Annotated in this window: 18 protein-coding genes, 1 tRNA gene and 1 pseudogene; 16 read left to right on the top strand and 4 right to left on the bottom strand. The window is 69.7% G+C overall.

The annotated features are described in order from the left end of the window. From AB0K34_RS40415 to efeB, 5 genes and pseudogenes are all read left to right on the top strand, one after another. Positions 1-471, top strand: a pseudogene (locus AB0K34_RS40415) (DNA primase); the annotation flags it as partial. A gap of 104 nt (positions 472-575) precedes the next feature. Continuing rightward, the gene (gene rpoD / locus AB0K34_RS40410; protein ID WP_240807252.1) at positions 576-1,688 is read left to right on the top strand and encodes an RNA polymerase sigma factor RpoD; all 1,113 of its coding nucleotides are present in this window, start codon (positions 576-578) and stop codon (positions 1,686-1,688) included. Positions 1,689-1,787: 99 nt separating this feature from the next. Beyond that, positions 1,788-2,255 carry a heavy metal-binding domain-containing protein gene (locus tag AB0K34_RS40405; protein ID WP_301175422.1) on the top strand — a complete coding sequence of 156 codons (468 nt, stop codon included), beginning with the start codon at positions 1,788-1,790 and terminating at the stop codon, positions 2,253-2,255. A gap of 110 nt (positions 2,256-2,365) precedes the next feature. After that, positions 2,366-3,499: an iron uptake system protein EfeO gene (gene efeO, locus AB0K34_RS40400; protein WP_364553993.1), complete on the top strand. Its 1,134-nt coding sequence runs from the start codon at positions 2,366-2,368 to the stop codon at positions 3,497-3,499. 25 nt (positions 3,500-3,524) lie between these two features. Continuing rightward, positions 3,525-4,757 (top strand): iron uptake transporter deferrochelatase/peroxidase subunit, encoded by a 1,233-nt coding sequence (gene efeB, locus AB0K34_RS40395; protein WP_364553992.1) that lies wholly within the window; start codon positions 3,525-3,527, stop codon positions 4,755-4,757. A gap of 24 nt (positions 4,758-4,781) precedes the next feature. Here efeB and AB0K34_RS40390 read toward each other — a convergent pair whose 3' ends face one another. Next, a complete protein-coding gene (locus AB0K34_RS40390; RefSeq protein ID WP_138634853.1) occupies positions 4,782-6,032 on the bottom strand; it encodes a molecular chaperone DnaJ in 1,251 nt (416 codons plus the stop codon). Positions 6,033-6,228: 196 nt separating this feature from the next. Here AB0K34_RS40390 and AB0K34_RS40385 point away from each other — a divergent pair, with 196 nt between their 5' ends. From AB0K34_RS40385 to AB0K34_RS40340, 10 genes are all read left to right on the top strand, one after another. Further along, positions 6,229-6,804 carry a TerD family protein gene (locus AB0K34_RS40385; RefSeq protein WP_138634850.1) on the top strand — a complete coding sequence of 192 codons (576 nt, stop codon included), beginning with the start codon at positions 6,229-6,231 and terminating at the stop codon, positions 6,802-6,804. 127 nt (positions 6,805-6,931) lie between these two features. Beyond that, positions 6,932-7,510 (top strand): TerD family protein, encoded by a 579-nt coding sequence (locus tag AB0K34_RS40380; RefSeq protein ID WP_138634847.1) that lies wholly within the window; start codon positions 6,932-6,934, stop codon positions 7,508-7,510. Positions 7,511-7,572: 62 nt separating this feature from the next. Then, entirely contained in the window at positions 7,573-8,709 is a 1,137-nt protein-coding gene (locus tag AB0K34_RS40375) for a DUF475 domain-containing protein (RefSeq protein WP_138634844.1), read from the top strand. A gap of 49 nt (positions 8,710-8,758) precedes the next feature. Continuing rightward, complete coding sequence (locus tag AB0K34_RS40370) at positions 8,759-9,337, top strand: TerD family protein (protein WP_364553991.1); 579 nt, start codon at positions 8,759-8,761, stop codon at positions 9,335-9,337. Between the two features lie 25 nt (positions 9,338-9,362). Further along, positions 9,363-10,520, top strand: a complete 1,158-nt coding sequence (locus AB0K34_RS40365; protein ID WP_138634837.1) for an HpcH/HpaI aldolase/citrate lyase family protein — start codon at positions 9,363-9,365, stop codon at positions 10,518-10,520. Beyond that, entirely contained in the window at positions 10,517-11,875 is a 1,359-nt protein-coding gene (locus AB0K34_RS40360) for a phosphoribosyltransferase family protein (protein ID WP_364553990.1), read from the top strand. Before AB0K34_RS40365 ends, AB0K34_RS40360 begins: the two co-directional genes overlap by 4 nt. Further along, positions 11,872-12,984 (top strand): cysteine protease StiP family protein, encoded by a 1,113-nt coding sequence (locus AB0K34_RS40355; RefSeq protein WP_301175418.1) that lies wholly within the window; start codon positions 11,872-11,874, stop codon positions 12,982-12,984. The genes AB0K34_RS40360 and AB0K34_RS40355 overlap by 4 nt, the downstream gene beginning before the upstream one ends. Further along, the gene (locus AB0K34_RS40350) at positions 12,981-13,787 is read left to right on the top strand and encodes an HAD family hydrolase (RefSeq protein WP_364553988.1); all 807 of its coding nucleotides are present in this window, start codon (positions 12,981-12,983) and stop codon (positions 13,785-13,787) included. Before AB0K34_RS40355 ends, AB0K34_RS40350 begins: the two co-directional genes overlap by 4 nt. Before the next feature lie 125 nt (positions 13,788-13,912). Continuing rightward, entirely contained in the window at positions 13,913-15,232 is a 1,320-nt protein-coding gene (locus AB0K34_RS40345; protein WP_364553986.1) for a hypothetical protein, read from the top strand. Positions 15,233-15,249: 17 nt separating this feature from the next. After that, a complete protein-coding gene (locus AB0K34_RS40340) occupies positions 15,250-15,741 on the top strand; it encodes a hypothetical protein (RefSeq protein WP_301175415.1) in 492 nt (163 codons plus the stop codon). Here the strand turns inward: AB0K34_RS40340 and AB0K34_RS40335 are convergent. Next, complete coding sequence (locus AB0K34_RS40335; protein ID WP_138641282.1) at positions 15,738-16,010, bottom strand: YtxH domain-containing protein; 273 nt, start codon at positions 16,008-16,010, stop codon at positions 15,738-15,740. The genes AB0K34_RS40340 and AB0K34_RS40335 overlap by 4 nt on opposite strands. 142 nt (positions 16,011-16,152) lie before the next feature. Between AB0K34_RS40335 and AB0K34_RS40330 the strand changes: the two genes are divergently transcribed. Then, positions 16,153-16,225 (top strand) — tRNA-Asn (locus AB0K34_RS40330). Between the two features lie 88 nt (positions 16,226-16,313). Here the strand turns inward: AB0K34_RS40330 and AB0K34_RS40325 are convergent. Together AB0K34_RS40325 and AB0K34_RS40320 are read right to left on the bottom strand one after the other, a co-directional pair. Continuing rightward, positions 16,314-17,075: a site-specific integrase gene (locus AB0K34_RS40325; protein ID WP_364553984.1), complete on the bottom strand. Its 762-nt coding sequence runs from the start codon at positions 17,073-17,075 to the stop codon at positions 16,314-16,316. A gap of 907 nt (positions 17,076-17,982) precedes the next feature. Then, positions 17,983-19,086, bottom strand: coding sequence for a hypothetical protein (locus tag AB0K34_RS40320; protein ID WP_364553982.1), 1,104 nt, complete (start codon positions 19,084-19,086; stop codon positions 17,983-17,985). Positions 19,087-20,092 lie beyond the last annotated feature (1,006 nt).

Genomic DNA, 20,092 nt, shown 5'->3' with positions numbered 1-20,092 from the left:
GACCCGGAGGTGCAGCGCGAGCGGGAGCTGCTGAAGCTCGCGGTGCAGCGCCCGGCGCTGCTCGGGCCGGCGTTCGACGAGGTCCCGGCCGAGGCGTTCATCGCGCCGCCGCACGCCGCGGTGCGCGCGGTGATCGCGGTGGCGGGCGGGGTGGGCGCGGCCGGCGGGGTCGCCGAGTGGGTCGCCCTGCTGCTGGAGAGCGCGCCGAACGACCAGGTCAGGGATCTGCTCACCAAGCTCGGTGTGGAGCCGGTGCGGTCCGCCCACGATTCGGATGACCGCTATGCCGGGGAATTGCTGGCCCGGATACAGGAGCGCCAGCTCACCCGGATGATCGCGGACGCGAAGTCTAAACTCGGGCGGCTGAATCCGGCCGAGGCCCAGGAGGAATACCACAAGCTCTTCGGCGATCTTGTCGCGCTTGAGCAGCAGCGACGGGTGTTGCGCGAGCGAGGGCTTGGATCACAGTAAGTCAAGGGACCGCAAAATGGGTCCTGTGATCTAGCCCTCCTTTGACGCAGACTGTCTGCGTGGGCCCTTCGGTGCTGCCTAGCGAGGCGCCATCGGTTGATCAGGTGGCGGACCTCGTCGCACGCGGCAGAGAGCGCGGCGGTGTGACCGTCGAGGACGTCGCTGCCGCGCTCGATCGCTCGGACTTGCCGGACGACTCGCTGGAGCGGGTCGTCCGGATGCTCGCAGAGCAGGGGGTGGAGGTCCTCGAATCCCAGCAGGAGACCGAGGACGTCACGCGAGCGGATGAGGGAGACCTCGGCAAGCGGGCGCCGACGAGCGACCTGGTTCGGATCTACCTGAGAGAGATCGGTCGCGTACCGCTGCTCACGGCAGAAGAAGAAGTAGAACTGGCGAAATCGATCGAGGCGGGACTGTTCGCCGAGGAGAAGATGGCGCGTACCGCCGTCCTCGCCCGCGGCGAGCTGATCGACCTCGAAATGCTCTCCCGCGAGGGCGTGCGGGCGAAGCAACGGCTGATCGAGGCCAACCTGCGGCTGGTGGTCTCGATCGCGAAACGGTACGTCGGCCGGGGAATGCTCTTCCTCGACCTGATCCAGGAGGGAAATCTCGGACTCATCCGTGCGGTCGAGAAGTTCGACTACACCAAGGGGTTCAAGTTCTCGACCTACGCCACCTGGTGGATCCGGCAGGCGATCACCCGGGCGATCGCCGACCAGGCCCGGACGATCCGCATCCCGGTCCACATGGTGGAGACGATCAACAAGCTGGTCCGGGTGCAGCGGCAGATGCACCAGGACCTCGGCCGGGAGCCGACGCCCGAGGAGATCGGCCTGGAGATGGGGCTGTCGCCCGTCCGGGTGGTGGAGATCCAGCGGATCGCCCAGGAGCCGGTCTCGCTGCAGTCGCCGATCGGCGAGGAGGACTCCGACCTCGGCGACTTCATCGAGGACGCGGACGCCGTCGTGCCGATCGAGGCCGCGGCGTTCATCCTGCTCCAGGACCAGCTGGAGGACATCCTCGGCACCCTGTCGGACCGGGAGCAGCGCATCATCCAGCTGCGGTTCGGCCTGGCGGACGGCCATCCGCGCACCCTGGAGGAGGTGGGCCGCGAGTTCGGCGTGACCCGGGAGCGGATCCGCCAGATCGAGTCCAAGACGCTGGCGAAGCTGCGCCACCCGTCCCGGGCGCAGATGCTTCGCGAGTATCTGGAGTGACGGCCGGCCCGGGGAGGGCGGGCCCGCCGGGCCGCCCTCCCCGGGGCCGGTCCCGGCATTTTGTCGCTTTTCGTCCGAGCGGTGATCTACCGTGGTGACATGCTGATCGTGACGACTGACGGGGTGCCGGGGCACGAGATCAGGAGCGTGCTCGGGGAGGTCCTCGCGACGGCCCTCCAGGCCGGCCAGGGCGACCAGGGCGCCGCGCCGCAGCCCGGCAGCAGCGCGACGTTCCGGGTGACGGGGGAGCGGCCGGCGGCCGGCCTCGCCGCCGCGCGCCGCGAGGCGGTGGACCGGCTCGGCGAGGAGGCGCGCCGCCGGGGCGCCAACACCGTGGTCGGGATGCGCTTCGACACCGCGGCCGTGGGCGGCGGGTTCGAGGTCTGCGCGTACGGGACGGCCGTCTGGGCCGAGCCCGCGGGCCGGCAGCGCGACCAGGCGCCGCAGTACCAGCAGCGGCAGGCCCCGCAGCAGGGCCAGCTCCCGCCGTACGGGGACCCGCAGCCGGGCGGCCCGCCGATGGCCGCGCGCAACCTCACGATGGGAATCCAGGACCGGCCGCGCTGAACCGCCCCGCCGGGGCACGCCCCCGTCGCCCGGGGGCCTCTTGACGGGCTGAGGACAGGCTTCGCTAATTTAGGTGAGCCTAACCATCTGCTCGCCCCCTGGAGTCCCTGATGCGCCCTGTGTCCGTCCTCGCGATCGCCGGCGCCGCCGCCGTGTCGATGTCCCTGCTCACGGGGTGCGGCGGTGACGGGGACGAGGCGGACGCCGCGGGCGCCATCCCGGTGACGGCCACCGACGACGCGTGCGAGGTGGCCAAGACCGACCTCACCGCGGGCAAGACCACCTTCAAGGTCACCAACAAGGGCTCCAAGGTCAACGAGTTCGAGGTGCTCAAGCCGGACGGCAAGATCCTCGCCGAGCGGGAGAACATCGGCCCGGGGACCAGCGTCAACTTCGTCGTGAACCTGCCCGCCGGGCAGTTCAAGCTGCTGTGCAGCGCCGGGCAGACCGGCAAGGGCCCGTCCCAGAACGTCACGGTCACCGGCGCGGCCGCGGGCGGCGCCGACGCGCGGCTCACCAAGGCCGCCGCCGACTACAAGGCGTTCGTCATCGTCCAGCTCGACGACACGATCGCCAAGACCCGGCAGTTCGTGGACGCGGTCAAGGCCGGCGACGTCGCGAAGGCCAAGGGGCTGTACGCACCGTCCCGCGTCGGCTGGGAGACGATCGAGCCCGTGGCGGAGAAGTTCGGCGACATCGACCCGAAGGTCGACGCCCGCGAGGCCGACCTCAAGCCGGAGGAGAAGAAGGACTGGTCCGGCTGGCACCTGCTGGAGAAGGCCCTCTGGGAGGACGGTTCGGTCAAGGGCAAGGAGAAGTACGGCGACCAGCTGCTCGCCGACCTCGGGACGCTGAAGTCGCGGCTGCCCGGCCTCACCCTCGACCCCGTCAACGACATGGCGGGCGGGGCCAAGGAGCTGCTGGACGAGGTCGCCACCGGCAAGGTCACCGGCGAGGAGGAGGCGTTCAGCCACACCGACCTGGTCGACTTCAAGGCCAACGTCGACGGCGCCAAGAAGATCTACGACCTGCTCAAGCCGGTCGTCCAGGAGCGGGACGCGCAGCTCGCGGGCGACCTCGACGACAACTTCGCCAAGGTCGAGGGGCTGCTGAAGAAGCACGAGGAGGGCGACGGCTACGTCTCCTACGACAAGGTCGGCAAGGACGACCGCAAGCAGCTGGCGGACGCGGTGAACGCCCTCGGCGAGCCGCTGTCCAAGCTCGCCGAAGCCGTCGCGAAGTGACCGGGACCGGAGAGGCGGCGGCGAGATGACCGAGGCGCGGCCGGGACTGTCCCGGCGCCGGATGCTGGGGTTCTCCGGCGCGAGCCTGCTCGTCGGCGCGGCCGCCGGCGCGGGCATCGACCGGATGGCGTTCGCCGACGGGGAGGCGGACGCCGGCGCGGCCGTCGCGTTCCGCGGCCCGCACCAGGCGGGCATCGCCACGCCCGTCCAGGACCGGCTGCACTTCGCCGCGTTCGACGTGACGACCGGCGACCGCGACCGGCTCGTCCGGATGCTGAAGGAGTGGACGGACGCGGCGGCCGCCATGACCGCCGGGAGGCCGGTCGGGGACGGCGCGGTCGGCGGGCCGGCGGTGGCGCCGCCCGACGACACCGGCGAGGCGCTCGGCCTGCCCCCGTCCCGGCTCACGCTGACGATCGGGTTCGGGCCCACGCTGTTCGAGAAGGACGGCAAGGACCGGTTCGGCCTCAAGGCGCGCCGCCCGGCCGCACTCGTCGACCTGCCGCACTTTCCCGGCGACAGTCTCGATCCCGACCGCAGCGGCGGCGACATCGCCGTCCAGGCGTGCGCGGACGACCCGCAGGTCGCCGTGCACGCGATCCGGAACCTCGCGCGGATCGGGTTCGGCACCGTCTCGGTCCGCTGGTCGCAGCTCGGGTTCGGCAAGACGTCCTCGACCACGCCGGACGCGCAGACCCCGCGCAACCTGTTCGGGTTCAAGGACGGCACCGAGAACATCGGCTCCACCGACACGGCGCTGCTCGACGAGCACGTCTGGGCGGGGAAGGGCGACGGCGCGCCGTGGATGGCGGGCGGCTCCTACCTCGTCGCCCGCCGCATCCGGATGCACATCGAGACCTGGGACCGGACGTCCCTGCGCGAGCAGGAGGACATCTTCGGCCGGAACAAGGGCGAGGGCGCGCCCGTGGGGGAGGCGAAGGAGCGCGACAAGCCCGTCCTGTCGCGGATGAAGCCGGACGCGCACGTCCGACTGGCCCACCCCGACTCCAACCGCGGGGCGCGGATCCTGCGGCGCGGCTACTCCTTCACCGACGGTTCCGACGGCCTCGGCCGGCTGGACGCGGGCCTGTTCTTCATCGCGTTCCAGCGCGACCCGCGCACCGGGTTCATCCCGATCCAGCAGTCGCTGGCGACCGACGCGCTGAACGAGTACATCCAGCACGTCGGATCGGGTGTCTACGCGTGCCCGCCGGGCGTCCGCGAAGGCGGCTTCTGGGGCGACACCCTGTTCAGTTAGGACGCGCAGGAGCGGGCCTTGGCGCTAACCCTGCCCGGCCCGCTCCGAGCGGATGCGGGTCACGACGTCCCCGGCGGCGGTCTTGATCGACTCCAGTTCCCGGAGGTAGGCCCAGTAGTCCGGATGGGCGCCGCCGAGCCGCTTCGGCGCGTTCTCCAGCCGCTCGACCAGCCCGTCCAGCACCCGGACGTGCTGCGGCGCGGGACCGCCCGGCTGGGCCATGGCGAGCCGCTGCGCGTCCCGCACGGCGAACTGGGCGCTCTCGGCGGGCTTGGCGGGGTCGGCGGCGACCGCCTTCAGCTCCTCCACCCGGCCGGTGACCTGCCCGGCGCGGCGGTCGGCGGCGTTCAGTTCGGTGCGCGCGGCCGTGAGCGCCTGCTGCGCCTGCTTCCACTCGGTGCGGGCGACGTGCGCGGACGCCTCGTTCAGCCGCTCCCTGGCCCGGGTGACGGCGGCCTCGATGGACTCCGGCGCGCCCTTGAGGTCCTGCCAGCAGGCCTGCGAGTAGCCGCGCAGCAGCACCCGCATCGCCTCCCGGACGGGCCCGACGCGGTTCGCGGCGGCGTCCGCCCGCGTCCGGACGGAGGCGAGCGAGTTGCGGACCTTCTGCGCCAGCTGCGGCAGCTCCGCGGCGGCCTCCCGGGCCCGCTCGGCGATCTCCCGGACCTCCTCGGCCTTGCGGAGGGCGCCGTCCAGCCCGAGCCCGCCGAGCCCCTTCGAGCCGAGCTGGGCGAGGACCTGCCGGGCACGGGCGAGCTCCGCCTCCGGGTCGGTGGCGTCCATCCCCGCCTCCCGCGCGGCGGTGACGGCGGCGTCGGCGGCGGCGACCGCCTCGCGGGCGGCGGCCAGCCGCGGCGGGAGCTGGTCGAGGGCGGCCTCCAGCCGGGCCATCCGCGGCGCGAGCCGCTCGGCGAAGCCGTTCAGGTTGCCGGTGACCTGCTGGAGCCGCTCGGTGGAGGCCACGAACGCGCGGCGGGCCGCGTCGTACTCGGCCGGTGACCGGTCCTGGTCATCGACGTCGTGCGCGTCCAGCACGGAGATGTAGGCGATGGACGCGGCGTCGGCGGCCTCCGACAGCCCGTCGAACTCCCGCCGGACGGGCGCCGCCGCGGCCGCGTCCAGGTCCTCGAAGACGGTGACGCGGCCGCCGAGGTACTTCTGCGCCTGGTCCATGTCGTAGAAGGCGGCCGCCGCCGCCTCCTTGGCCTCGACTGCCGCAGCGGCCGCCTGCGCCCCCCTGCCGCCCCGGCGGCGCTGGTCGCCCGGTCCCCGCAACGCTGCCTCCTCTCGTCCCTGCCCAGTCTGGCCCAGACCGCGCGTGTTTCGCGCCCCGGGTGGGCGTCCGGCCGCCGCCCGGGGCGTTCCGCGTCACAGGTCGACAACGGATGGAACGGATAGCATCGCTGCTACGTCGATAATGCTGGGCGCCGGGTCGGCGTCCCCATACGGCATGCGATCTTGGAGGCCCATCGTGCCCGTCAGCCTGAGCAAAGGCGGCAATGTCTCGCTCACCAAGCAGGCGCCCGGACTGACCGCGGTGATCGTCGGTCTCGGCTGGGACCTGCGGACCACCACCGGCACGGACTTCGACCTCGACGCCTCCGCCATGGTGCTGGACGGCTCCGGCAAGATCATCACTGACCAGCACTTCGTGTTCTTCAACAACCTGCGCACCCCCGACGGCGCGGTCGAGCACAGCGGCGACAACACCACCGGCGCCGGCGAGGGCGACGACGAGCAGCTGAAGGTCAACTTCGGCGCGATGCCGGCCGCCGCCGAGCGGGTGGCGTTCGCGGTCTCGGTCTACGACGCCGACAGCCGCGGGCAGAACTTCGGGCAGGTCCGCAACGCCTACATCCGGGTGCTGAACCAGGCCGACGGCGCCGAGATGGCCCGCTACGACCTGTCCGAGGACGCCTCGATGGAGACCGCGATGGTCTTCGGCGAGCTGTACCGCAACGGCACGGAGTGGAAGTTCCGCGCGGTCGGCCAGGGCTACGCGTCCGGGCTGGCCGGCATCGCGATGGACTTCGGCGTCAACCTCTGACCCGCCCCCGCCGACCGGAATCGCCGACCGGAACCGCCGTCCGGTCGGCACCCCGTCCGAACCGCGCCGCGCCCCCGGCCGGCGCAGCACACCACACCAGGAACTTCAGGAAGGGAACGGCCCGAACATGGGAGTCTCACTCGCCAAGGGCGGCAACGTCTCGCTGACGAAGGCCGCGCCCAACCTCACCGCGGTCACCGTCGGCCTCGGCTGGGACGTCCGCGCCACCACCGGCGCCGACTTCGACCTGGACGCGTCCGCGCTGATGCTGGCGGGCACCGGCAAGGTCATCTCCGACCAGCACTTCGTGTTCTTCAACAACCTGCGGAGCCCGGACGGCTCGGTCGAGCACACCGGCGACAACCTGACCGGCGAGGGCGAGGGCGACGACGAGTCGATCAACGTCGACCTCACCGGGGTGCCGGCCGAGTGCGAGCGCATCGTGTTCCCGGTGTCGATCTACGACGCCGACAACCGGCACCAGAGCTTCGGCCAGGTGCGCAACGCCTTCATCCGGATCGTCAACCGGACCGACGGCAACGAGCTCGCCCGGTTCGACCTCACCGAGGACGCCTCCACCGAGACGGCGATGGTCTTCGGCGAGCTCTACCGCCACAACGGCGAATGGAAGTTCAGGGCCGTCGGGCAGGGGTACGCCTCGGGTCTGGCCGGCATCGCGATGGACTTCGGCGTCAACGTCGGCTGAGGTCGGCGCACCCCGCATCCCGGCCGCCCCGCCCGGCCGTCCTCTCTAGCAGAAATACGCGCATGATTCTTCGCACCTTCGGTTGGTCCTTCGGCGTCACGGCCCTCGGGTTGCTGGCCGCCTTCTTCTACGACGGGCCGACCGGCCTCGCGCTGGTCGCCGTCCTGGCCATCCTCGAGATCTCGCTGTCGTTCGACAACGCCGTGGTCAACGCCAAGGTGCTCGACAGGATGAGCCCCTTCTGGCAGAAGATCTTCCTCACCATCGGCATCGCGATCGCGGTGTTCGGCATGCGGCTGGTCTTCCCGCTGCTCATCGTGGGCATCACCGCCAAGCTCGGCCCCGTCGAGGCGTTCGACCTGGCGCTCAACGACTCGCACCGCTACCACCAGCTGATGAACGACGCGTACCCGATGATCGCGGCGTTCGGCGGCATGTTCCTGATGATGCTGTTCCTGAACTTCGTGTTCGAGGAGCGCGGCGACAAGTGGCTGCCGTGGCTGGAGCGGCCGCTCGCCCGCATCGGGAAGCTGGACCAGCTCGCGGTCGTCGTCGCGGGCGGCTCGCTCGCGCTGGTGTCGTGGCTGTCGGCCGACGACCCCGGCAACGTCATGATCGCGGGCGTGCTCGGCATGGTGACCTACATCCTGGTCAACGGGCTCGGCGAGCTGTTCTCCGAGGCGGGCGAGGACGACGAGGACGAGGACGAGGCGGCGGAGGGCGCGGCCGGCGAGGGCCGGGAGGCGGCGCCCGCCGGGCGGTCCGGGCCGAGTTCGCTGGCGCTGGCCACCGGCAAGGCCGGGTTCTTCCTGTTCCTCTACCTGGAGGTGCTGGACGCCTCGTTCAGCTTCGACGGCGTCATCGGCGCGTTCGCGATCAGCACCGACCCGATCGTCATCGCGCTCGGCCTCGGCATCGGCGCCATGTACATCCGGTCGCTGACGGTCTTCCTGGTCCGCAAGGGCACCCTGCACGAGTACGTCTACCTGGAGCACGGCGCGCACTGGGCGATCGGCGCCCTCGCGGTCTGCATGCTGATCAGCATCGGGCACCACGTGCCCGAATGGATCACCGGCGGGCTCGGCGCCGGGCTGATCATCGCGGCGTTCATCAGCTCCATCGTCCGCAACCGGGGCGAGGGCGACGTCGAGGCCCCGCCGTCCGGGGACGGCAAGCAGCTGCACTCCAGCAACGTCTGACCGGCGGATCCCCGCCCGCGCCCGGCACGACCCACCGAAGGAGCCAACGATGTCGATCTCGCTGCAGAAAGGGCAGAAGGTCTCGCTCGCCAAACCCGGCGGCGGGACCCTCACCCGGGTCCGGATGGGGCTCGGCTGGGACGCCGTCGCCAAGAAGGGCCTGTTCGGCAAGGGCAAGGCCCAGTCGATCGACCTGGACGCGTCCTGCCTGCTGTTCGACGCCGCCGGGAACCTCGCCGACCAGGTCTGGTTCCGGCAGCTGCGCAGCAAGGACGGCTCCGTCCAGCACACCGGCGACAACCTGACCGGCGAGGGCGCGGGCGACGACGAGGTCATCAACGTCGACCTGCAGAGCGTCCCCGCCAACGTCGCCCAGCTGGTGTTCACGGTGAACTCCTTCACCGGGCAGGACTTCTCGCAGATCGCCAACGCGTTCTGCCGGCTCGTCGACGAGAGCACCGGGCAGGAGGTCGCCCGCTACGACCTGAGCGGCGCCGGCCAGCACAACGCGCAGATCATGGCGAAGGTGTCGCGGGACGGCCAGGGCTGGTCGATGACGGCGATCGGCGCGACCGCGACCGGGCGCACGTTCCAGCACCTGCTGCCCGCCGTGTCGGCGCACCTGTGATCCGGCGGGTGTGACGGGCGCGGCCATGCGGCATTTCGACCACATCGACGCCGCGCGTCGCAAGCACCTGTTCTACCGGCACCCGCGCCCGTTCGACCGGCACGACGACCCGGCGGTGCTGGCCGTCGCGCTCGGCGCGACGCTGTACTGCCCGGCGACGAGGCCCGCCCTCGCCGCCGACGTCGAGCGGGCGGCGGGGCGCGGCGTGATGAGCATGGTCGTCTGCCTGGAGGACGCGATCGCCGACGCGGAGGTCGCGGCCGGCGAGGCGAACCTGGTGGCGCAGTTCCGGACGCTGCACGCCGGCGGCGCGGACGTGCCGCTGCTGTTCGTCCGGATCCGCGACCCCCGGCAGATCGGCGACCTGCTCCGCCGGCTCGGCGGCGCCGCCGACCTGGTCAGCGGGTTCGTGCTGCCGAAGTTCACGCCGGTGTCCGGTGGAGCGTTCCTCGACGCGCTCGCCGACGCCGCCGACCGCACCGGGCGGCGGCTGCTGGCGATGCCGGTGATCGAGAGCCCGGAGGCGGTGTACGCCGAGTCCCGCGCGGAGATGCTGGACGACGTGGCGCGGCTGCTCGCCAAGCACCGGCCGCGGGTCCTCGCGGTCCGGATCGGCGCGACCGACATGTCCGCCGCCTACGGGCTGCGCCGGCCGCCGGACCTCACGATCTACGACATCCGGCCGGTCGCGAACGTGATCTGCGACGTGGTGAACGTCCTCGGCCGGGCCGACGGCACCGGGTACGTGGTGACCGGCCCGGTGTGGGAGTACTTCTCGGCGGGGGAGCGGATGTTCAAGCCGCAACTGCGGCAGTCGCCGTTCGACGCGCAGCAGGCGGCGCCGCTGCGGCAGCGGCTGATCACCTCGGACCTGGACGGCCTGATCCGCGAGGTCCACCTGGACAAGGCCAACGGCCTGACCGGCAAGACCGTCATCCACCCGAGCCACGTGGCGGCCGTCCACGCGCTGTCGGTGGTGACGCACGAGGAGTACTGCGACGCCGCCGACATCCTCGGCGTCGCCGGGGGCGGGGCGATGGCCAGTTCGTACGCGAACAAGATGAACGAGGCGAAGCCGCACCGGGCGTGGGCGCAGCGGCTGATGCTGCGGGCCCGGGTGTTCGGGGTCGCGGCGGAGGGCGTCACGTTCGTCGAGCTGCTGGAAGCGGCGGGCAGCCGGTGACCGCGTCCTGGGTCTCCGCGCGCCTCGGGGTGCGGCTGGCGGACGGCGCGTCCCCGGCCGGCGCCGGGCTGTCGTCGCTGGTGGGGCTGGCGGTGCGCCGCAATCCGCGCCGTGCGCACCTGCTGGTCTCGGCCGTGCTGGGCAAGCACGTCCCGACGGATCCGCGGCTGGTGTACGGGTCGGGGCTGCTGCTGGGCGAGCTCGTGCGCGCGCGCCTGGCGGGCGAGGAGGCGTCCCATCCCGGTGCGCTGCTTTCGGACGCCCTGCGCGGCACGTCCGGGGCCGCCGCGGGGCTGCGCGACCTCATGCGTGCTCCAAAGAGCCCTGTGGATGCGATCGTCCTGGGCTACGCCGAGACCGCCACCGCACTGGGGCATTCGGTCGCGGACGCTCTGGGCGGCGCCTACTACCTGCACTCGACGCGGCGTCCCGTGCCGGGCTTCGCCGCCTACGGCGGGTTCGAGGAGGAGCACAGCCACGCCACGAGCCACCTGCTGCTGCCGGCCGACCCGGTGATGCTCGACCGGGACCTGCCGGTGGTGCTGGTGGACGACGAGCTGTCCACGGGCCGGACGGTGCTGAACACCATCGAGACCTTGCACGCCGCTCGGCCGAGGGGGCATTACGTCCTGGCGTCCCTGGTCGACTTGCGCGACCCTGCCGACAGGGCGCGCATGGACGCTCTTGCCGACCGTCTTGGCACCCGTATCGACGCGGTGGCACTGGCCGGGGGGCGCGTGGAGCTTCCAGAGGGCATCCTGGAGGCGGGGCAGTCGCTCGTCGCCGGTATGTCCGGTGGCTCTGCCGCCGTCCTTGGCGGTGTGCAGTCCGAGGTGGCGCGGGCTGCGCTGGACTGGCCCGCCGACCTGCCGGACGGAGGCCGGCACGGCTTCCTCCCCGAGCACCGGACGCGGCTGGAGAAGGACCTCGCCCGCATGGGCGACGTCCTCGCGGCGGAACTCGTCCCAGGGGCGTCACGGGTTCTCGTACTGGGCTTCGAGGAGCTGATGTACGCGCCGCTGCGTCTGGCGGAGGCGCTCGCCGACACCCTGCCGGACGTGGACGTCCGCTACTCCACGACCACGCGTTCGCCGGTGCTCGCCGTAGACGACCCCGGGTACGCGATAAGAACGCGCTTGGTGTTCCCCTCACACGACGACCCCGCCGACGGGCCGGGGGAGCGGTACGCCTACAACGTGGCCCCTGGCGCCGGTGAGCGCGGGTTCGACCAGATCATCTTCGTGGTGGACGACATCGGCGACACCGAGGCGCTCGCAGGCGGGCTCTTGGAACGGCTGCGCGCGCTTGCGCCGGTGCTGGTCGCCACCGTCCCCGCCTACAGGAGGGACACGTGAAGCCGCTGTACGGGCCGTCCTTCGGCAGTTACCCGGCCGAGGACGTCGCCTGGCTGCTCAAGGACCTCTCGCATGTGCGGCTGGAGGCGCCGACGGAGGAGCGCGAGGCGGCGATCCAGGCGGGACGCGCCCACTACGCCGAGTCGCTCCCCGTCGAATACCAGCCGGGCCCGGAGTACCGGCGGCTGTTCCACCGGGCGCTGGAGGCGTCGGCGGAGCGGCTCGCCTACGCGGCCGGGCTCGTCACCGAGATGGTCCTCGCCGAGCGCGGCCCCGACGCCGTCCTCGTGTCGCTGGCCCGCGCGGGGACGCCCGTCGGGATCCTGCTGCGCCGCTGGGCCCGCTACGCGCACGGCCTCGACCTCCCGCACTACGCGGTCAGCATCGTCCGGGACCGCGGCATCGACGCCGTCGCGCTGCGCTACCTCGCCGAGCACCACGACCCCGCGTCCGTGATGTTCGTGGACGGCTGGACCGGCAAGGGCGCGATCACGCGGGAGCTGACCGCCGCGCTCGCGCCGACCCCGTTCCCCGCCGACCTCGCCGTCCTCGCCGACCCCGGGCGCTGCACGTCCCTCTACGGCACCCGCGACGACTTCCTGATCCCGTCCGCGTGCCTCAACTCGACCGTGTCCGGCCTGGTCAGCCGGACCGTCCTGAACGCCGAGCTGATCGGGCCGGACGACTTCCACGGTGCCAAGTTCTACCGGGAACTGGCCGGCGACGACGTGTCCGCCCTGTTCCTCGACGCCGTCTGCGCGCGGTTCCCCGACGTGGCCGAACGCGTCGCCAAGGACCTGCCCGACCTGCGCGCCGCCGACCGCGCGCCCGACTGGTCCGGGTGGGAGGCCGTCGCGCGCTGCGCCGAGGCCGAGGGCGTCGACGACCTGAACCTCGTCAAGCCGGGGATCGGGGAGACCACCCGGGTGCTGCTGCGGCGCGTCCCGTGGAAGGTGCTCGTCCGCGCGGACGCGGGCCCCGAAGTGACGCACATCAGGCTGCTCGCCGACGAACGCGGCGTGCCCGTCCATGAGGTCGAGCCCGAACGGTTCCCCTACGCGTGCATGGGGCTCATCCACCCGCGCTTCGGAAAGGGAGCCGTCCAGTGACCGTCCTGGTGTGCTCCGACCTCGACCGTACGCTCATCTACTCCGCGGCCGCCTTCGCCTTGGACGGCCCAGACGAGGCCATGCCGCGCCTGCTCTGCGTGGAGTTCTACCAGGGTGCGCCCCTCTCCTACATGACCGAGTCCTCAGCGCGGACACTCGAAACCCTCGCGACGGCCGCCGCGTTCGTCCCGACGACGACGCGCACACCCGAGCAGTACCGGCGCATCCACCTGCTGGAGAAGCCGCCCGCGTACGCCATCTGCGCCAACGGCGGCCACATCCTCGTGGACGGCGAAGACGACCCCGAATGGGCACGGACCGTCCGCTCCAAGGTCGCGGACGGCTGCGCCCCTCTCGCGGACGTCCAGCACCACCTCGCCCAGACCGGCGGCGACTTCGTCCTGAAGCAGCGCACGGCATCCGACCTGTTCGCCTACAGCGTCGTCGACCGGGCCGCCCTCCCGCCCGGATGGGTCGACGACCTCACCGGCTGGTGCGCCGAACGGGGCTGGCGGACGTCCCTGCAAGGCCGCAAGGTCTACTGCCTGCCCGCCTGCCTGACCAAGGCCGCCGCCGCCCACGAGGTCGCCCGCCGCACCGGCGCCGCCGCGACCCTCGCCGCCGGCGACTCCCTCCTCGACACCGAACTCCTCGAAGCGGCCGACCGGTCGATCCGCCCCGCCCACGGCGAACTGCACGACACCGGCTGGACGTCCCCCACCACCGCCGTCACGTCCGGCCGGGGCATCGCCGCAGGCCAGGAGATCGCCGAATGGCTCCTGGCCCGCGCCACCGAACCGTAAATAATCACGGACCACTCGCCGACCCCGTTGAGAATCGACACACCTCCAGGGGTCGCCGTCACCGCGAACTGAGGTGACAATCACGAGGAGAGCCCCCCGCTCGCCGAGGAGGTCACCTGGACCACATGAGCTCCCGTCTGACCGGTGACGAGACCGCGCTGTGGAAGGCCGCGGCCCGGGTACTCGACGCGAACTGGACAGGGACCGCGACCGCCGCGTCGCCCGGCCTCTACCCCCACCAGTGGAGCTGGGACGCGGCGTTCATCAGCATGGGCCTCGCCCGCCACCGCCGCGACCGCGCCGAGACGGAACTGCTCACCCTCTTCCGCGGCCAATGGGCCGACGGGATGCTCCCGCACATCGTCTTCAACACCAGCCTCGCCCGGCACGCGTTCTTCCCCGGCCCCGAACTGTGGCGCAGCGAACACCAGCCCGACGCGCCCCGCGGCGTCCACACCTCCGGCCTCACCCAGCCGCCGCTGCACGCCCTCACCGCCCTCCGCCTCCACGAAAGCGCCACCGACGCCGACGGCAGCCGCGCCTTCCTCGCCCGCCTCTACCCCATGCTCACCGCCCAGCACCGCTACCTCGCCCGCGTCCGCGACATCGCCGCCAGCGGCCTCATCGCCATCTGCCACCCCTGGGAATCAGGGCTCGACAACAGCCCCGCCTGGGACCGCCCCCTCGCCGCCCTCCGGCTCCCCCCGACCTCCTACGCCCCCGCCCAGCAGCCCCACACCCTCCCCACCGGCGAGGACTACGACCGCTACGTCCGCCTCGTCGCCCTCATGCGCGACGCCGCCTACGCGCCCGGCTACCTCCGCGAAACCCACCCCTTCGCCGTCGAAGACCCCCTCGTCAACGCCATCTACCTCGCCTCCACCCACGCCCTCGCCGACATCGCCGAAATCATCGGCACCGACCCCGCCCCGCACCGCGAACACGCCGAACGCGTCCACCGCGCCGTCCTCGACCGCCTCTGGGACCCCGAGACCGCCTGCTTCCGCGCCCGCGACCTCCGCGACGACCGGCTCCTGCCCGTCATCACCGTCGGCTCCTTCGGCCCCCTCCTCGACCCCGACCTGCCCGCCCCCATCGTCCGCGACCTCGTCGACCTCCTGCTGTCCGCCCGTTTCGCCGGCGCCGCCGGCTACCCCGTCCCCACCTGCGACATCCAGGCCCCCGCCTTCGACCGCGCCGGCTACTGGCGCGGCCCCACCTGGATCAGCACCAACTGGCTCGTCTGGTACGGCGCCCTCGGCCACGGCCTCCCCGTCGTCGCCGACCTCCTCTACGGCTCCACCATGCGGCTCGTCCGCCAATCCGGCTTCCGCGAGTTCTTCGACCCCTTCGACGGCACCGGCCGCGGCAGCCACGACTACGCCTGGTCCGCCGCCCTCGTCCTCGACCTACTGGGGGCCCGCCGTGCACCCCAGGCCGCCTGATCGCTTACCGTGAACACATGCGCCTGCTCCGGGGCTCACTGCCCGCCGAAGTCCGCGCCGCGCTGACCCTCGAACGCGGCGAACGCGTCCTCGCGTCCGCCCCCACCCGCGGCGGCTCCCACGTCGCCGCCACCACCACCGCGCTGCACCTGCCCACCCCGTCCGGCGGCTTCACCCGCGTCCCCTGGGAACGCGTCGACCACGCCACCTGGAAGGACGGATGGCTGCACGTCCACGAGACCACCGGCGGCCCCGAGCACCACATCAGGCTCACCGACCCCGGCTCCGTCCCCGAAACCGTCCGGGAACGCGTCACCGCCACCATCGCGGTCAGCCACCAGGCCCAACTCCCCGGCGGCAAGGTCCGCATCGCCGGCCGGCGCCCCGCAGCCGGCGGCGACGTCCGCTGGACCTTCGTCTTCGACGCGGGCATGGACCCGACCGACCCCGGCCTACGCGCCCAGGCCGAACAAGCCCTCGAAGAACTGCGCCGCCAGACCGGCCTCTAACCGGGGAACACCTCAGGCCGCTCCCGGTCCGCCTTGCGGCCCTGCACCTGCTCCGGCACGCGCTCCTTCAGATGGTTCGCCTTCCCGCGCGCCGCGCCCGCGAACTCCTCGCCCTTCGCCCGCAGCATCCCCGCGGCCTCCTGCACGTTCGGGTTCTCCGACACCTGCTGCGACAGCCGCTTCAACTGCTCGTACCGCTCGCGCCCCGCCTTCGTCCCGAGGACGTACCCGATCGCGGCGCCTGCCATGAACATCATGCGCGTCTTCATGTCCAACTCCCACTGACGGCGGAATCGTGACCACCCCCATACCCGCCATCCGCCCGCCCATCCACAACGCGTGCGCGAAGACCCCCTCACATGCGCTAACCTAGACCCGCCGACAGGGGCACACGCCCCACCGGACGCACGATCCCGCGTAGCTCAATCGGCAGAGCAGCCGGCTGTTAACCGGCAGGTTATTGGTTCGAGTCCAATCGCGGGAGCTTGGCCTAACCCACGTAAGCCCAGTTCAGAGTCCCTGTTCGTGCGCGGACAGGGGCTCTGTTTGTCTCTGGGTGACCAACTGCGTGACTACGGCTCCCCGTGGCTCCCTGGGAAGAGCTGGTCCATCGCGGTCGCGCCGTCCTCGATCACCGGCCGGATCTGGTGACGGTAGATCGTCTCCGTCACGTTGGTCCCGCTATGGCCCACAAGCCGGGCGATCTGCTCCAACGGCATCCCGCTGTCGGACAGCAGAGACACGAAGCTGTGCCGCAACTCCCGCGGCGTCCACTCGGCGCCGTTGAGGCCGGCGCGGCTGGCCACCCGGCGGAACGCCCGTAGGACGTTCATGGGGCCGCGCTTGTCCCCGTTCTCGTCAGGGAACACCAGACCGGCGCCCTTGCCGATCGCGCGGGCCGCGGCCTGGTTGTCCCAGAGCGCGGCGAGGGCCACCACGCAGCGCCGAGGGAGTTTGAGCGTGCGCCGGGACTTCGAGGTCTTGGTGTCGCCGCCCCGCCGGACGGAGCGCCACACGTAGACGGCGAACTCCTCGCCCTGCCATCCCGCTTCTTCGACGGACACCCATCCCTTGCGGTCCGGGACGTACGTGACAACGTGCGACCACGCCAGTTCCCGCAACTCCTCCGTGCGTGCGCCGGTGAGAAGCGACAGCACGATGTACGCGCCCATCGCGGAACCGTCCTCGGCAGCACTCAGAAGCGTGTCGGCTTGCTCGAACGTCAACGCCTTGGAGGGACGTCCCGGCTGGCCTGTCGGGACCTCACAGAGCAGCACAACGTTCCGCTTGACCTTGTCCCGTGCCTGTGCACCACCCCCGCGCCACGTCGGCATCTCTCCACCACGAAACGAAGTACGGGTCAACCGATTCCAGCCGCCAGCGAGCAGACAGGGCATCGAAGAAGGCATCGTTGCCCGTCTTGCCCCCCAGGTTCTCCGATGTAGATGAGTCGCTCTCCCCCGGCATCCTCGAACAGCGTAAGCGCCTCGGACGACATCGTATCGCCCCATCCCGGCGGCCAGCACAGGAACAGCGCATGATCCGCCAATCGAGCGCGTATCGCATACTCAGTCAGGTCTCCGACAGGGTGCCAAACGTCTGCTTGTCCGGCTGCTCCGGGGAATGAGGTGTTTGTGGCCTTGTCTGGCGGTTCCGAGTCGTACGCATCAACAGTCAGTCCCGAGCGAGTCAACTGTGCCGCCCAATAACCCCGTCCGGCTCCAAGCTCCACGATCGGGAGACCAGCACAAAAACCCGCTATCCATTGAATGGTTTGCGGGGCGGGTATTACATAGGTATAGACAGACTGCAAGAGCATCTGCGCAAAGGCAAGCCGCGCACTGCCCTAAATCCGAACCACCATTCACTACGCGGCGACCGTTGCACTCCATTACGAACGGTTCAACGATGTCCCAGTACGGGTTAGAGCTAACGGCTAGGCCGCCGGTCATGTAGTGCACAAATCGCAAGTCGAACTGCGCGTCCACTTGCTCATCTCCAGTACCCGCCAACCGTGCCGCCGTGTCCAGATACTCGGCGACCTTGGGGGACTCGGCGTGAAGTCTCTGCTCGTCCTTCAGTAGCGCAGTGAGCTCGTCCATCGGCTTTGCGTCATGCTCAGCTTGGCCATGCTACAAGCTTCTCGCACTAGACGCATCCGGTCTAGCGTCTTGCCAGGATCGGCCGCGACGATCCGTAGTGGACAGTTAGAGCCCACCTCTCTCGCGAGAGAGGTTTCAATCAGGAGGCTCCCCGTTTCATGGGGAGGTTGTCCACATCTTCATTTTCCAGATACAGCTCCCTCCATTGTTGATACGTATCCCAGTTGCTTGCAGGAAAGAAATTATTGAATACGTCTCGTTCAAGTCCATAGGCGATGCTTAGACAGAGCGCTATAACCGCCTCAAGGTAATGGGCCGCTTCAGGGTTTATAGCGCTTGGAGCTCGTCGGAATACGCTGGGGATTTTTTCTCGAAGAACGCCATCCAGTTCCGACAGGGTGGTCACGTTGCAGTGCTCCAAGAGAGCAAGAACTTTCGGCCGCAGTGCATTCGCCGTGTCTCCGTCGTAATCGTCCGCACCAGGTTCGCGAACGGAAAGTTCCTCGACTCTCGCGACTTGACGCAGTTCTTTGGCGTATGGATGATGTTCCATATATGCCGCCAAGGAGAGGATGTTCAATGGAATGTCAAATTTCCCCTCTCGAACTTCATTTGTGTAGCGACGTTCAATCGCATTGCTGGCATCTCTGATCTGTGAAAATTGTTCATCCGCTAGCTCGAACAGGGCACTCAATCGGTAGAGCCGCCTCCTCAACTCCTCCGGCGCTTCGCTTGCGGATTTATACTCCAGCTTGTGATTTACCGCCGCCCAGGCATGCTGTAGAGCCGTCCTCACTTGCACTTCGAAGCGGATGGATTTGAAGTTTTTCCATTCCAAAAGAGTGGCTCGCTTCCTGCTTATGGAAGCAACATAATGGACGGACATGTAGCCAAATCGATCTGGGTCCAGCAATTCGAATTTGTCGCCAGAGTTTTCTAGATCAATGTCAAACTCTCGCTCAATCAGGGCGCACACGCGCTCAACATCCTCCTGATAGTAGGTGATTACTCTCAAGGCAGCCAGATCCGTCATGTCCACCAAAGGATTAGAATAACGCCCTTCTTTTCTTGTCAACTTTTCCGCAAAGCTATCAACTTCCTTAGTGCGCGCCTCAATCTGGACAACATCTATCCCCGCATCGTCGATTATATCGCGGAGGAGCCCTTTGGCTTTTGATGTGAAAGCTTCAAATACTCCCCTTTCCAATTGATACTTTTCTTTCCATGAATCGTCGTTAGCCATAACTGCACTTCCGAAGTGTCGTATTGGACTTACCATTCTAGCGGCTTCATGAACTTCCCGGGCTCTCGTGGGGGAAGATGTCCCTTAATGGGATGCTTGCGGTCGTTTGTCGGAAACGCATAGTTGGCGGCAGCATTGTGGATGGCTTGGCTGCGCTCTTAGAAGTTTCAGCCGTCGGTGGCGGTTCTGGTTGCAGTCCGGCAGCGTGCGGGGGCGTCCGGGCACCGTGGTTCGGTGTGTTCGTGGACGTTGGTGGATCATCTTTGGGTGATCGTTCCGACCTCTTAATCCGCGGCTTCGGTGGTTCAAACCCTGACAGCGCACAGACCCTCGCCAGCCAGCTGGCTGGGTGCACAGGCGCGGCGGCGTCGTAGGAGGGAGCGGGTGACCAACTGAGTGACAACCGGGGGGTGATCGTCTGGACGGCTCTGGACGGACTTGGACGGTCATCCGGGAGGTCATCGGGGGAGTGGGCTGGCAGCGATCTTGTCCGGAATGCTTCGAGTCCAATCGCGGGAGCTCGAGGCGGGTCAGGCTGGTCGATGAGCTTTGCTCATCTTCGCCGGGGCCCGCCGTGTCTTTCGGGGGGCGATCCCCCGGAGCCCCCCGGTTCCGCCATCCTCGCCCCGCCCACCCACCCCCCTCCCAGCGTCTGCTGGCGCTTGGGTTATTGGGGGGCTGCGGGTGGTTGTGGGGTGGGTAGATGAACCCCGGGCTTTTGTGCTTGACCCCTTTGAGGTGTCGGCCGACTATGCCTTGTGTGTCCTCTCGGGAGGAGTGGGGGCGGCTCGGGGGTTGGTTGCTGAGGTTGCTCGGGGGCTCTGGGCGCGGTACGGAAGTGACCCCAATGTGGTCGGTATGGGCTTCGGGCCGCCGATTCGGGGCGGTCGTGCGCTGGACGCGCCCGCCTGCACTGAGCCTTTTTCATCCTCGGGTGACCTCGTAGTTCTGTAGGACAGCGATGGCCTTGACCAGGTGGCCGGCCTTGCAGGGACTGCAGCGGAGC

The sequence above is a fragment of the Actinomadura sp. NPDC049382 genome (genome assembly GCF_040677125.1).
Lineage (GTDB): Bacteria > Actinomycetota > Actinomycetes > Streptosporangiales > Streptosporangiaceae > Spirillospora > Spirillospora geliboluensis.
The sequence above is the reverse complement of the archived record's forward strand: the minus strand, read 5'-3'. Positions and strand labels throughout refer to the sequence as shown.

Excerpts from the sequence above, each read along its gene's own strand:
- AB0K34_RS40370 (WP_364553991.1), top strand. The coding sequence starts at position 8,759 with ATGTCGATCTCGCTGCAGAAAGGGCAGAAGGTCTCGCTCGCCAAACCC.
- AB0K34_RS40335 (WP_138641282.1), bottom strand. The coding sequence starts at position 16,010 with ATGAAGACGCGCATGATGTTCATGGCAGGCGCCGCGATCGGGTACGTC.
- efeO (WP_364553993.1), top strand. The coding sequence starts at position 2,366 with ATGCGCCCTGTGTCCGTCCTCGCGATCGCCGGCGCCGCCGCCGTGTCG.
- AB0K34_RS40320 (WP_364553982.1), bottom strand. The coding sequence starts at position 19,086 with ATGGCTAACGACGATTCATGGAAAGAAAAGTATCAATTGGAAAGGGGA.
- AB0K34_RS40340 (WP_301175415.1), top strand. The coding sequence starts at position 15,250 with ATGCGCCTGCTCCGGGGCTCACTGCCCGCCGAAGTCCGCGCCGCGCTG.
- AB0K34_RS40365 (WP_138634837.1), top strand. The coding sequence starts at position 9,363 with ATGCGGCATTTCGACCACATCGACGCCGCGCGTCGCAAGCACCTGTTC.
- AB0K34_RS40405 (WP_301175422.1), top strand. The coding sequence starts at position 1,788 with ATGCTGATCGTGACGACTGACGGGGTGCCGGGGCACGAGATCAGGAGC.
- AB0K34_RS40345 (WP_364553986.1), top strand. The coding sequence starts at position 13,913 with ATGAGCTCCCGTCTGACCGGTGACGAGACCGCGCTGTGGAAGGCCGCG.
- AB0K34_RS40325 (WP_364553984.1), bottom strand. The coding sequence starts at position 17,075 with ATGCCGACGTGGCGCGGGGGTGGTGCACAGGCACGGGACAAGGTCAAG.
- AB0K34_RS40375 (WP_138634844.1), top strand. The coding sequence starts at position 7,573 with ATGATTCTTCGCACCTTCGGTTGGTCCTTCGGCGTCACGGCCCTCGGG.
- efeB (WP_364553992.1), top strand. The coding sequence starts at position 3,525 with ATGACCGAGGCGCGGCCGGGACTGTCCCGGCGCCGGATGCTGGGGTTC.
- AB0K34_RS40380 (WP_138634847.1), top strand. The coding sequence starts at position 6,932 with ATGGGAGTCTCACTCGCCAAGGGCGGCAACGTCTCGCTGACGAAGGCC.